General features: G+C 67.0%; 9 protein-coding genes. 5 read left to right on the top strand and 4 right to left on the bottom strand.

Annotation, left to right across the window (positions count from 1 at the left end; all coding sequences use genetic code 11):
• The first annotated feature begins 24 nt into the window (after positions 1–24).
• The 4 genes from PJW05_RS15800 to PJW05_RS15785 are packed head-to-tail and all read left to right on the top strand — an operon-like array spanning position 25 to position 6,794.
• A complete protein-coding gene (locus tag PJW05_RS15800; RefSeq protein WP_271407957.1) occupies positions 25–1,836 on the top strand; it encodes a DUF1302 domain-containing protein in 1,812 nt (603 codons plus the stop codon).
• A gap of 23 nt (positions 1,837–1,859) precedes the next feature.
• Positions 1,860–3,224 (top strand): DUF1329 domain-containing protein, encoded by a 1,365-nt coding sequence (locus PJW05_RS15795; protein WP_271407956.1) that lies wholly within the window; start codon positions 1,860–1,862, stop codon positions 3,222–3,224.
• Positions 3,225–3,284: 60 nt separating this feature from the next.
• Positions 3,285–4,370 (top strand): WD40/YVTN/BNR-like repeat-containing protein, encoded by a 1,086-nt coding sequence (locus PJW05_RS15790; RefSeq protein WP_271407955.1) that lies wholly within the window; start codon positions 3,285–3,287, stop codon positions 4,368–4,370.
• A 24-nt stretch (positions 4,371–4,394) separates the two neighbouring features.
• Positions 4,395–6,794, top strand: a complete 2,400-nt coding sequence (locus PJW05_RS15785; RefSeq protein ID WP_271407954.1) for an efflux RND transporter permease subunit — start codon at positions 4,395–4,397, stop codon at positions 6,792–6,794.
• A gap of 370 nt (positions 6,795–7,164) precedes the next feature.
• On the opposite strand, the gene PJW05_RS15780 is transcribed toward PJW05_RS15785, so the two are convergent.
• The 4 genes from PJW05_RS15780 to PJW05_RS15765 all read right to left on the bottom strand — a co-directional run bounded on the left by PJW05_RS15780 (position 7,165) and on the right by PJW05_RS15765 (position 12,211).
• Complete coding sequence (locus PJW05_RS15780) at positions 7,165–8,424, bottom strand: anaerobic sulfatase maturase (protein WP_271407953.1); 1,260 nt, start codon at positions 8,422–8,424, stop codon at positions 7,165–7,167.
• A 13-nt stretch (positions 8,425–8,437) separates the two neighbouring features.
• Positions 8,438–9,271: an SDR family NAD(P)-dependent oxidoreductase gene (locus tag PJW05_RS15775; RefSeq protein ID WP_271407952.1), complete on the bottom strand. Its 834-nt coding sequence runs from the start codon at positions 9,269–9,271 to the stop codon at positions 8,438–8,440.
• 38 nt (positions 9,272–9,309) lie between these two features.
• Positions 9,310–11,670 (bottom strand): arylsulfatase, encoded by a 2,361-nt coding sequence (locus PJW05_RS15770; protein WP_271407951.1) that lies wholly within the window; start codon positions 11,668–11,670, stop codon positions 9,310–9,312.
• Positions 11,671–11,734: 64 nt separating this feature from the next.
• Positions 11,735–12,211 carry a 2,4'-dihydroxyacetophenone dioxygenase family protein gene (locus PJW05_RS15765; protein ID WP_271407950.1) on the bottom strand — a complete coding sequence of 159 codons (477 nt, stop codon included), beginning with the start codon at positions 12,209–12,211 and terminating at the stop codon, positions 11,735–11,737.
• 368 nt (positions 12,212–12,579) lie between these two features.
• Here PJW05_RS15765 and PJW05_RS15760 point away from each other — a divergent pair, with 368 nt between their 5' ends.
• On the top strand, positions 12,580–13,410 hold the full coding sequence (locus PJW05_RS15760) for an ion transporter (RefSeq protein ID WP_271407949.1): 831 nt from the start codon (positions 12,580–12,582) through the stop codon (positions 13,408–13,410).
• The last annotated feature ends 4 nt before the right edge of the window (positions 13,411–13,414 follow it).

Genomic DNA, 13,414 nt, shown 5'->3' with positions numbered 1-13,414 from the left:
TCACAAAACACAGCGAGTATGACGATGAAGGACAACAACAAGAACAATAGAACCTGCCGCAACCCGAGGCCGAGCCTCCTGGCCTCCGCCGTGCTTGTCGGCCTGGGCAGCCTGCCCGCGCATGCCTTTGAATTCGACACCGGCATCGACGACCTCCAGGTGCGTTTCGACAACACGGTCAAGCTCAACTACGCGCAGCGTGTGGAGAGCGCCAACTCCAAGCTGGCCAATGCCTGGAACAACAACGACGGCAACCGCAACTTCTCGGCGGGCAGCGCGGTATCCCAGCGCATCGACGTGCTGCATGAACTCGACGTGGTCTACCGTCGCCAGTACGGCTTCCGCGTCAGCGGCAACAGTTGGTACGACCATGCCTATGACAAGGTCGGCAGCGACAATGCGTCGACCAACCAGTTCCAGAACGGCGTGGCCGACTCGCGGCAACTGAGCAGCTACGCGGAGCGCTACTTCAATGGCCCGTCCTCGGAAGTGCTCGACGCCTTCGTCTTCGGCAGCGTGGAGCTGGGCGACGAGTCCCTGCTCAGCGCCAAGGTGGGCAGCCATACCCAGTACTGGGGAGAAAGCATCCTGGCGTTCGCCCACAGCAACAGCTACGGCCAGTCCGGTCTGGACATCTCGAAGGCCCTGGCGGTGCCGGGGACCGAGGCCAAGGAGCTGTTCATACCGCGTAACCAGATTTCCGCCAGCTTCACCCTGAATCCCGAGCTGTCGTTCGGCGCCCAGTACTTCCTGGACTGGGACGCTTCGCGCCTGCCCGAGTCCGGTACCTATCTGGGCTTCAATGATGCGATCCAGCACGGCAGCGACGACCTCTCGCTGATCGCCCAGCCCAATCCGGCCTTCGGTGTGATCCCCGGCGCGCCCCAGTTCCTGCGCCTGACGGGGGGGCATACCTTCACGCCGGACAAGCGTGGCGACTTCGGCCTGATGGTCAGGTGGAGCCCGGAGTGGCTCGACGGGACCCTCGGCCTCTACTACCGCAATACCTCCGACATCCTGCCGAACCTGGCGCTGCAGCCGGTCGCGGTCGGCCTGCCGCAACTGCGTTCTGGCGTCGTCGGTCGCTACAACCAGTTCTATGTCGACGATATCGATATCTACGGCATCAGCCTGTCCAAGAACATCGCCGGCGTCAGCGTGGGCGTGGATCTGAACTACCGCGAGAACATGCCGCTGGCCAGCGTGCCCGGCCAGGTCAACCCGGCCGCCGCCGCCCTCGGCGTTCCGGGCTTCGTCTCCAGCTTCGACGGCGACGACGCCGTGGCGCGCGGCAAGACGGTACACGCGGTGGTCAACGGCCTGACCACCTTCGCCGACACGCCGGCGTGGGACGCGGCGTCGCTGCTGGTCGAGCTGGCCTACAGCCGCTGGCTGGACGTGACGGACAACAAACAACTGTTCAAGGGCGAGGACTGGTACCGCGGCGTCGACAAGGTCACCCGCGACAACTATGTCCTCGGCGTGAACTTCACACCGACCTGGTACCAGGTCTTCCCGGGCGTCGATGTTCACCTGCCCATGACCTACAACGTCGGCCTGGATGGCCATTCGGCGGTGCAGTTGGGTGGCAACGAGGACACCGGCAGCTACTCCGTCGGCGTCGGCGTCGACCTGCGCAACCAATACCGCTTCGACCTGAAGTACGTGGACAACTTCGGTCCTTTCGACACCTGCGGTTCGCCAGTCGATGGCGCCGTCCCGGGTGCCAATGGCCAGTACAACTGCGTGCCCGGCCAGACCACCGCATTCGCTGGAGTCCCGGCCCAGCTCAAGGACCGCGGCATGGTCACCTTCACCTTCAAGACAACTTTCTGAGCAACTCATCCAGGAGATCAGAGATGGCTTTTATCAATTCCTTGATGGTCAGCGCGCTGTCGCTCGCTGTGGTCGCCTCCGCCCAGGCCGCCGTTTCGCCGGAGCAGGCCGCACAACTGGGGCAGAGCCTCACCCCGGTCGGCGCCGAGCAGGCCGCCAATGCCGACGGAAGCATCCCTGCCTACAGCGGTGGCCTGACCACGCCGCCGAGCGGTTACCAGGCCGGCAGCGCCATGCGCGTGGACCCCTTCGCCGATGAAAAACCGCGCCTGGTGATCGATGGCAAGAACGCTGCCGAGCACGGGGACAAGCTCACCGCCGCGTCCCGCGAGCTGCTGAAGCGCTTCCCGTCCTTCCGCATGGATGTCTACCCCACCCATCGCACCGTCGCCCTGCCGCAGCGCCTGCTGGACAACACGCGCAAGAACGCCACCGGAGCCCGGACGACCGATGCCGGGCTGGCGCTGGAGAATGTCCTGCCGGGAGTGCCGTTTCCGATTCCCAACGATGGTTACGAGGCCATGTGGAACCATCTGCTGCGCTACCAGGGGCATGCGCTCAACTCCAGGTACGATTCCTGGAACGTCGACTCGGCCGGCCACGCCGCCCTGGCGACCACGGGCGACGCCTATCTGGAGTACCCGCTGTTCGCGCCCGAGCGCAACGACGTGCCGGCCAAGGCCGAGGACCTGTACTTCAAGACCAAGCTCTACTACCAGGGGCCCGCGCGCCGCGCGGGCGAAGCCATCCTGCTCAACGACGCGGTGGACCCGCTGGAGAAACCCCGCCGCGGCTGGCAATACCTGCCGGGCCAGCGCCGGGTGAAGCTCGCCCCCGATATCGCCTATGACACGCCGAACCCGGGTTCGGCCGGCAGCTCGACCTACGATGACGCCTGGGTGTTCAACGGCGCGATGGACCGCTTCGACTTCAAACTGGTCGGCAAGAAGGAAATGTACGTGCCGTACAACACCTACAAACTCAACTACCACGAGAAGGCGGCCGACATCACCACGCCGAACCACGTCAACCCCGACCTGGTGCGCTGGGAGCTGCACCGTGTCTGGGTGGTCGAGGCGACGCTCAAGCCCGGCAAGCGGCACATCTACAGCAAGCGCACCTTCTACCTCGACGAGGACAGCTGGATCGCCCTGGCCTCCGATGCCTTCGATGCCCGTGGCCAGCTCTATCGCGGCGCCTTCGCCCACATGGCCTACAGCTACGACGTGCAGGCGCCGAACTCGGACAACCACATGTTCTACGACTTCGTTTCCGGCAGCTACAACATCACCGGCATCTACGGCCCGCACGGCGGCGTGAAGTACATCCAGCCGCTCTCCAAGGCCCAATGGGCGCCTGACGCCCTGGCTGGGACCGGCATCCGCTGATGCGGCCTCGCCACCGGGGCATCCCTGTGATGCTCCGGTGGCTTCCAACGAGATCGACTCATGAACATTCTCAAGTGGGCGCTGCTGTTCGCCCTCATGGCGGCGTTGAGCGCGCCATTCTGTCGGCCGGTGGTGGCCGAGGGGTTCATCGACGTGCTGGACACCCCGGCACAGCAGAGCCCGCTTGCCCAGCACAGCCTGCTGGTGGGCCTGGCCAGCGCCGGCGATCGCCTGGTCGCGGTCGGCCAGCGCGGGCACATTCTCACGTCCGATGACGCCGGCGAAAGCTGGCAGCAGGCCCGCGTTCCCGTCAGCTCCGACCTGGTGGCGGTGCACTTCCCCACGGCTCGCCACGGCTGGGCGGTCGGCCACGACGGCGTGGTCCTGCACAGCGGCGACGGTGGCGCGAACTGGGAGCGCCAGTTGGATGGTCGCCAGATCGGTCCCACCCTGCTCGCGCACTACGAGGCCCTGGCGCGCAGCGCCCCGGACGACGAGGCGCTGGCCGCGCTGGTGGACGAAGCCAAGCGCATGACAGAGGAGGGCGCCGACAAGCCCTTTCTCGATGTGTGGTTCGAGAACGAACGGGTGGGTTACATCGTCGGCGCCTTCAACCTGCTGTTCCGCACCGAGGATGGCGGGCGTAGCTGGACGCCCTGGATGGAGCGCACCGACAACCCGAGCGCGCTAAACCTCTATGCCATCCGCCCGGCGGACGGCGAACTCTACATCGCCGGCGAACAGGGGCTGCTGCTGCGGCTCGACCGTGCCACGGGGCGCTTCGAGTCCAGGCCGGCAGCCTACGACGGCAGCTTCTTCGGCATCCTCGGCAAGCCCGGCGTGGCCCTGGTCTTCGGCCTGCGCGGCAACGTCTTCCGCAGCGTCGATGGCGGCGCGAGCTGGAACCCGGTGGAGACCGGGTTGCCGGTGAGCATCACCACGGGAACCGCGCTCGCCGACGGCCGCCTCGCGCTGCTCAGCCAGGCCGGCCACCTGCTGCTCAGCCGCGACGACGGCGCCAGCTTCCAGCTGCAGCCGCAACCCGCGCTGGCGCCAGTCGCCGCCGCCCAGGCCGCCCAGGCCGCCGGGCCGGGGCAACTGGTGCTGGTCGGCGTGCGCGGCGCGCGCCCGCTGCGCGTTCCATGACCCCGTTATCAGAGAGACACACACATGGGTAACTACGAGCACGACAGCATGCCGGTGGTGCGGGAGCTGCGGGGGTTCGACCCGCGCTCCGGCAGCCTGCTGGAGCGCATCATCTTCAACCATCGCCTGCTGGTGGTGCTGACCTGCGTGCTGGTCACCCTCGCGCTGGGCTATGGGGCGACGACCCGCCTGACCCTGACCGCCAGCTTCGAGAAGATGCTGCCGCAGAGCCAGCCGTTCATCAAAAACTACCTGGAGAACCGCGACTCGCTGCGCGGCCTCGGCAACGCCGTGAGAGTCGTGGTGGAGAACACCCGTGGCGACATCTTCGATCCCGCCTACCTGCAGGTGCTCAAGGAGGTCAACGACGAGCTGTTCGTGACACCCGGCGTCGACCGCGCCTGGATGAAGTCGCTGTGGACGCCGGCCGTGCGCTGGACCGAGGTGACCGAGCAGGGCTTCCAGGGTGGCCCGGTCATGCCCGACGCCTATGACGGCTCGCCGGCCGGTGTCGAACAGCTGCGCATGAACATCGCCCGGTCCGGCATCGTCGGCAGCCTGGTGGGCAACGACTTCCGCTCCAGCATGATCTTCGTGCCGTTGCTGGAAAAAGACCCGGTCAGCGGCCAGGCCATCGATTACCACGCCTTCTCCCGGGTGATCGAAGACAAGTTCCGGGCCCGCTACGAGGGGCAGGAGGGCGGTGTCAGGATCCACGTCATCGGCTTCGCCAAGTTGATCGGCGACCTGCTCGACGGCCTGCTGCAGGTCATGGCGTACTTCGCCGCCGCGGCGGTGATCGCCACCCTCATCATCTACGCCTACACCCGTTGCGTGCGCAGCACCACCCTGGTGGTCTGCTGCTCGCTGATCGCCGTGGTCTGGCAACTGGGCCTGGTTGCGCTGTTCGGCTACGCGCTGGACCCGTTCTCCATCCTGGTGCCGTTCCTGGTGTTCGCCATCGGCGTGTCCCACGGCGCGCAGAAGATGAACGGCATCATGCAGGACGTGGGGCGCGGCACCCACCAACTGGTGGCCGCGCGCTACACCTTCCGCCGCCTGTTCCTCGCCGGGCTCACCGCGCTGCTGGCCGACGCGGTGGGCTTTGCCGTGCTGATGCTGATCGACATCCCGGTCATCCAGGACCTGGCGGTCACCGCCAGCGTCGGCGTGGCGGTGCTGATCTTCACCAACCTGGTGCTGCTGCCCGTGCTGCTGTCCTACCTGGGCGTCAGCGAAGGCGCCGCCGCCCGCAGCTTGCGGCATGAGCGCGAGGAAGTGCGCGGCAAGGGCCTGGGGGCGCTCTGGGGCTGGCTGGACCGCTTCACCGAGCGGCGCTGGGCGACGGTCACCCTGGCGGTGGCCGCGGTCCTGGCGGTGGCCGGTTTCGCCGTCAGCCTGAACTTGAAGATCGGCGACCTGGACCCCGGTGCGCCCGAGCTGCGGGCGGACTCGCGCTACAACCTCGACAATGCCTACATCACCGCGAACTACTCGCTGTCCAGCGACCTCTTCGCGGTGATGCTGAAGACGCCCAACGAAGGCTGCCTGAAGTACGAGAGCCTGGTCGAGGCGGATCGCCTGGGTTGGCTCCTGCAGCAGCAGGGCGGGGTGCAGACCACCGTCTCGCTGGTCGACGCGGTGCGCCAGATCACCGCCGGCTCCTACGAGGGCAACCCCAAGTGGCTGACCATCGCGCGCAACCAGAATGTGCTGAACTACGGCGCCCAGCAGGCCTCGGTCAATAACCCGGAGCTGTTCAACACCGACTGCTCGATGATGCCGGTGGTGGCCTACCTGAAGGACCACAAGGCCGAAACCCTCGATCACATGATCCAGGTGGCCGAGGGCTTCGCGCGCGAACACAGCACCGAGCAACGCCAGTTCCTGCTGGTCGCCGGCAGCGCCGGGATCGAGGCCGCCACCAACATCGTGGTGCGCGAGGCCAACCGGACCATGCTGCTCTACGTCTATGCGGCGGTGATCCTGCTGTGCTTCGTGACCTTCCGCAGCTGGCGCGCGGTACTGGTGGCCGTGCTGCCGCTGATGCTCACCTCGATACTCTGCGAAGCGCTGATGGTCTGGCTGGGCATGGGGGTGAAGGTTGCCACCCTGCCAGTGATCGCCCTCGGCGTCGGCATCGGTGTCGACTACGCCCTCTACCTGCTCAGCGTGCAACTGGCCCAGCAACGTGCCGGCATGCCGCTGGCGGTGGCCTACCGCAATGCGGTGGCTTTCACCGGCAAGGTGGTTGCCCTGGTCGGCGTCACCCTGGCCGCCGGCGTGGTGACCTGGGCCTGGTCGCCGATCAAGTTCCAGGCCGACATGGGCATCCTGCTCACCTTCATGTTCATCTGGAACATGGTCGGTGCGCTGGTGCTGATCCCGGCCCTGTCGCATTTCCTGCTCAAAAAGGCGCCTTGACGGCGGGCGGCGAGGCCGTGCAGGGCCTGAATGCTTCTGCCCTGCACGGCACTCGCCGCAACCGGTGGCCCGGATGAAATCCGGGGAAATTCCAACCGCCGCTCCCGGATTGCATCCGGGCTACGAACGCAGAACGGCGCCCTGACGGCGGGCGGCGAGGCCGTGCGGAGCCTAAATGCTTCTGCCCTGCACGGCACTCGCCGCAACCGGTGGCCCGGATGAAATCCGGGGAAATTCCAGCCGCCGCTCCCGGATTGCATCCGGATCTACGAACGCAGAACGGCGTCTGGCCGCTTCCCCTTGCTCGTGATGTGAGGGCGTGTGGCGGCGCACGCTGGCTTGGCGCTGTACGGGAATGCGCGCGACGTGCCTAAAGCGTGATCAGCAGCGGACCGTTGAAGGCTTGCATGATCAACTCGGCGGGTTGGCCGTGGGCGATCAGTTTGGCCATGGCATTGAGGTAGGGCGTGATGTGGCGGAAATAGCGCTTGTAGCCCGCGCACAGGTAGTTGAGCCCCGGCTGGCCATCCGGCGTTTCGATGAAGCGGTTCTTCGGGCACTCGCCGTGGCAGGCGAACCGATAGTCGCAGCGGCGGCAATAGTCCGGCAGCGTCTCTTCCTTCGCCGCGCCGAAGGCTTGCTGGGCGGGGGATGCGAGCAGCTCGGCCGGGTCCTGCTGGCGGATGTCGCCGAGGCGGTATTCCGGGTACATGTAGTGGTCGCAGGCGTACAGGCTGCCATCGTGCTCGACGATCGCCGCCTTGCCGCAACGCGGGGCGAACAGGCAGACGCTGGCCGGCAGTTGGCACCAGGCGGCCAGCGCCCACTCGAAGTTCATCACATGGACGCTGCCGACATCGTGGCGTACCCAGTCGTCGAAGATGGCGACGAGGAATTCCCCATAGGCCTCGGCTTCGACGCTTTGCGCCGTCACCGGCGCGGTGGGTGCCTGCAGATTCCGCAGGCGCAGCTCGGGCGGGGTGGCGAAAGCCTGGCCGCGTGACGCGTCCGACGGTGTCGGCAGGCGCTCGACCACCGGGTTGAACTGGATGTGGCGCACGCCGGCTTCCTTGAGGAAGCGATAGACCGCCAGCGGCTGCCGGGCGGTTTCGCGCGTCACGGTCACCAGCACGTTGTAGGGGATCGCGTGTTTCTGCAAGAGCGCCAGGCCGCGCATGACCTGGTCGAAACTGGAGCGGCCGCGTTTGTCCGGCCGATGCAGGTCGTGCAGCGCCCGTGGGCCATCGAGGCTGAGGCCGACGGTGAAGCCTTCCTGCGCGAGAAAGGCGCACCAGGCGTCGTCGAGCAGGGTGCCGTTGGTTTGCAGGGTGTTGCGAATCACCTTGCCGTTGGCGAACTCGCGCTGGTAGGCGCAGGCACGTTGGAAGAATGCCAGCCCGAGCAGGGTGGGCTCGCCGCCCTGCCAGGTGAATTCCACTTCGGGGCTGTTCTGGGCGGCGATGTAGCGCTGCACATAGGCCCGCAGCACCTCGTCGGGCATGCGAAAGCGGTTGCTTGGTGGATGCAGCCGCTCCTTCTCCAGGTAGAAGCAGTAGTCGCAATCGAGATTGCAGATCGGCCCGACGGGCTTGGCCATCAGGTGCATGCCCTGTGGCGGGAGGTCGCTCATGGCCCGCCCTGGCTCAGAGGTAGCCGATCTTGCGCGCGTCCTTGAGCATGAGGCTGCGCAGCAGGCCCACCGACAGGCGCTTGAGCTGGAAGATCAGGCGGGCGAAGGGGCCGACGAGGATCAGGTCGCGTCCATCGCGTACCGCGCGGACCATGCTGTCGGCCACCAGGTCCGGGCTGCAGCCCTTGCTGCGGTAGTAGTCCTGCAGCCGGGCAAGCTGTTCGGCGCTCACCGAGGCGGCGATATTCCTACGGTCGGCCACGATCGGGGTGTTGATCACGCCGGGGCACAGGGTGGTCACTTGCACTTCCGTGTCGCTCAGCTCCATCTTCAGCACTTCGCTGAGGCCGTAGACCGCATGCTTGGACGCCGCGTAGGCGGCCATGCTGGGTGAGGGGAACAGCGCCGCCGCCGAGGCCACGTTGATCACCTGGCGCGGGCCGCCGGCTTCCACCATGCGCGGGATGAAGCAGTGGCAGCCATGCACGACGCCCATCAGGTTGATGTCCAGCACCCGCTGCCAGTGCTGCAGGTCGCTGTCCAGGAAGCGCCCCAGGTAGCCGACGCCGGCGTTGTTGACCAGCACGTCGAGTGTGCCCTGGGTGGCGTGTATGCGCGCTGCCAGTTCCGCCATGGCGGTCGCGTCGGTGACGTCCAGCAGATAGGTGCTGCAGGTGCCGCCGGCCTCGGCGATCTGCTGGCGCAGCGCCTCCAGCCCGATCGCGTCGATGTCGCACAGCAGCAGCCTGGCGCCCTGGCGGGCGAAGGCCTGTGCGGCGGCGCGGCCGATGCCCGAGGCGGCGCCGGTGATCAGGACGTTCTTGTTGTGCAGGTCGGCGATGGCCATGGTCGTCTCCGGGGGCCACGCCTGGCGTGGCCCGGGTTTCAGGGGATATAGCGGATATGCAGGTCGCGCACCGTGCCGTCGAAGGCGAAGGGCGCCCGCTCGAAATAGTCCAGTGCCACCGGCGAGCCGAGATCCTCGGCGACGTCGAAGGTCTCGCTGGCGGTGAAGGTCAGCGGCGGGGCGAAGGGCGTGGTGCCGCTGGCCACTTCCTCGCCGTTGACCCGCAGGCTCAGCGCCACCGGCGCACCGGGCTTGGCGGCGGTCGGCCGGGTCTGCACTTCGATGTTCGCCGGCCCGGCGGGTAGTGGGCGCTCGGCGCGCAGCCGGATGCGGGCGACGGCCATGGCGTTGTACTCGTAAACCACATGGCCGCGGTCCAGGTAGAGGGTCACACCGCCGCTGATGCCACCCAGGGCATAGATCACCCCGTTGGCCTGCTCCGGCAATTCGACCTCGGCGCGCACCAGGCTGCCGCGGTTGCGCAGGTTGGGGGCGGCGAATTCCGGCAGGCGCTTGAGGCGGGCGTCGAAGTGCCACGCCTGGCGGCCGTCGCCGGCCAGCACCGTCGGGTCGAGGAAGGGATACAGGCCCGCACCGATGGGGTAGACCTGGTTGGCCCTGGCCTGCTTGTCGAACTCGGCCTTGAGCTCGGCGAGCTTCTCGGGGTGCTGCTCCGCCAGGTCGACGGCCTGGGAGTAGTCGCTGCCGAGGTCGTACAGGGCCCAGTGATCATTCTGCGGCTGCCAGCCCATGAACTGGGAGAAGCCCTGCACCCAGGGTTTGCGCGGGCCGAACACCGAGGCCATCCAGCCGTCCTTGTAGAGGCCGCGGCTGCCCAACACCTCGAAGTACTGCGGCGGCTTGCGCGATGCGGCCCCGGCCTCGGCGAAGCTGTAGCGCATGCTCACACCGTCCAGCGGGTCCTGGGCGACGCCATTGACCGACGGCGGCGGCGTGATGCCGAGGATGTCGTAGACGGTCGGGGCGATGTCGTTGACATGGTGGAACTGGCTGCGCACCTGCTTGTCCGCGGCGATGCCCTTGGGCCAGGAGATCGCCAGCGGCGTGCGGGTGCCGCCGAAGTAGCCGGCCACCAGCTTGGTGCCGGGGAAGGGGCCGGAGCCGGCCCAGGCCCAGGCGGCGTTGTACATGCTCTCCAGCTTGGCGCTGCCCAGGGCCGGCAGGCCGCCGTACATCGTATCGAGCAGCTTGAGCTGCTGTTCCTTGGGGAAGGGGATGCCGTTCTGCGCCAGCAGCTCGCTGATGCTGCCCTCCATGCCTTCGGCGGAGGCGCCGTTGTCGCCGAGCACGTAGAAGATCAGGGTGTTGTCGCGTTCGCCCTGGCGTTCCAGCTCGTCGAGGATCTTGCCGGCCTGGGTGTCGGCATGTTCCATGAACCCGGCATAGACCTCCATCAGGCGGGCCTGGTAGCGCTGCTGCTCGGGGCTGAGGCTGTCCCAGGCCGGCAGTTCGGCCGGGCGTGGAGTCAGCTGGGCATTCTGCGGAATGAAGCCGAGGGCCTTCTGGCGGGCGAAGGTTTCTTCGCGGTAGCGATCCCAGCCGCCATCGAACTTGCCCTTGTACTTGTCCGCCCAGCTCGCGTTGACCTGGTGCGGGCCGTGCACGGCACCCGGCGTCCAGTAGAGGAAGAAGGGCTTGTCCGGCGCGAGACTCTGCTGCTCGTGCAGCCAGTCCACCGCCTGCTCGGCGAGGTCCTCGCTGAGGTGGTAGCCCGGCTCGCGGGGCGGTTCGATCGCCGTGGTATTGCGGTACAGGCGTGGCTCGTACTGGGAAGTCTCGCCGGCGAGGAATCCGTAGAAATGCTCGAAACCGTAGCCGGTGGGCCAGGTATCGAAAGGCCCCGCCGCCGTGGCGTCGTGGGTCGGGGTGTTGTGCCATTTGCCGAAGGCGGCGGTGCTGTAGCCATGCTGCTTGAGCACTTCGGCCATGGTCGCCGAACTCTTGGGAATCTCCCCGGTGTAACCGTCCCAGTCGGTGGCCAGCTCGGCGATGACGCCGTTGCCCACCCGGTGGTGGTTGCGCCCGGTGAGCAGCGCGGCGCGCGTCGCCGAGCTGATGGCGGTGGTGTGGAAGGCGTTGTAGCGGATGCCGCTGTCGGCGACGCGGCTGAGGGTCGGCGTGTGGATGCCGCCGCCGACGGTATCGGCCTGGGCGAAGCCGGCGTCGTCGAGCATGATCACCAGGATGTTGGGCGCATCCGCCGGCAGGTGCGTCTGCTCCTGGCGCTTCTGGTGCCGGGATTCCTGCAGGGTGGGGCCGGCCTCACTGGCGGAAGGCGTCGGGGGGAAGGGCAGGCTGTTCTGCGCCACGGCCGCCGGGCTGCCGAGCAGCGCGCCGACCGCCAGGGCGATCTCGCCCGGACAAGGCTTCTTGATCATGGGGGCATCCGTCGTGTTGTTCTGGAACGAGCCTGCCGGCCTCGGCGGCCGGCAGGGTGGCGGGTCAGACGGCGAAGCTGGTGATGTCTTTGGCCGCGATGCCATTGGCCGCGCAGAAGGCCAGGTAGCGCTCGACGCCGCTCTTCCAGTTCTCGATGGCGCAGAGGTTGTCGTTCTCGTCGAAGTACAGCAGGTCGCCCTGGACGATGTTCAGGGTGATGATCTCGTCACCGTACTCGCCCAGGGCGACGGGGGTGTGGCGGGTGCCCGCGGTCTCGAACACCACGCCGCCTTCCCTGGAGATCCAGTCGTGTTCGACGTACTTCCAGGCGCCTTTGATGGTGTAGACGATCACGGTGCCGGAGTGGTGGTGCTTGGGCATGGTAATGCCGGCCGGCGACTTGAGCAGGGTGATGGTTTCCCCGCGCACCGGGTCGCACTTGATGTACTTGACGAAAACCTCGTCGCTGTAGGGCGCAAAGGGCACCCAGGGCAGGTCTTCGTCGTTGATGGCGGCGGTGTCGATCGATTCGTACAGCATGGGAATGCTCCTTGGGTCGGGCGCGACCAGGGGTCGGAACGCGTCAGCGGATTCTGCTGGGGCGTCCGACTCCCCACCCCCCCCTTGTCGGGTGGCCTGGCTGGGGCGCGTGAAGGCATTTCGCAGGCGGGTGCGGAGCCTGCGAAGCCCAGCGACGTGCGGGATGTGGGGCGAAGTTGCGCTCGGACCAGGGTCTCCTCGTGACCGGCCGCTTGCGCCGGTTCGCCGCGCGCTGGCCGCTGCGACTGCGCGAGCGAAAGGCTTGCGGTCCAGGGTGCTTTTGCGCACCGTGACGCCTGTGGCACTACGCTCTGGGCAGACCCCGTGCCCGTCGTCAGTCGTCCCGTACGACACAAGGACCGCTTGAGATGAACAACCAGCAGCCCCTGCGCGAACACCTGCATCGCATCATCTTCTTCACCGACACCCCGGCCGGGCAGCGCTTCGACCACTGGCTGCTGCTGTGCATCCTGGCCAGCCTGGTGGTGGTGATGCTGGACAGCATCGTGGAGATCCACCGCGACTACGGCGCCTGGCTGCTGGGCCTGGAGTGGGGGTTCACGGCGATCTTCGCCATCGAATACGCCGTGCGCCTGTACTGCTCGCCCAAGCCCCTGCGTTATGCCTTCAGCTTCTTCGGCCTGATCGACCTGCTGGCCATCCTGCCCGCCTTCATCAGCCTGTTCTACGGCGACGCCCAGTACCTGCTGATCGTCCGCGTCCTGCGCCTGATCCGGGTGTTCCGCGTGCTCAAGCTGAGCCCGTACATGCGGCAGGCCAACTTTCTGCTCACGGCGCTGCGCGGCAGCCAGCAGAAGATCACGGTGTTCTTTGTCTGTATCGCCACCCTGGTGACGGTCTTCGGTGCGCTGATGTACGCGATCGAGGGGCCTCAGAACGGGTTCACCAGCATCCCCAAGAGCATCTACTGGGCCATCGTCACGCTGACCACCGTGGGTTTCGGTGACCTGGTGCCGAAGACGGCACTGGGTCAGGCCCTGGCATCGCTGGTGATGATCACCGGTTACTCGGTGATCGCCGTGCCGACGGGCATCTTCGGTGCCGAGCTGGCCACCGCACTGCGTGGGGGAGAGCGCCGCCAGCACCCCTGCCCGAGTTGCGCCAAGCCCGAGCACGACGTGACCGCGGCCTTCTGCGACCGCTGCGGCAGTCCGCTCTATCCGCGCCGCGACGATTGAGGCC

The organism is Pseudomonas sp. Q1-7, assembly GCF_028010285.1.
GTDB lineage: Bacteria > Pseudomonadota > Gammaproteobacteria > Pseudomonadales > Pseudomonadaceae > Metapseudomonas.
This window is presented reverse-complemented; position numbering and strand designations above follow the sequence as displayed.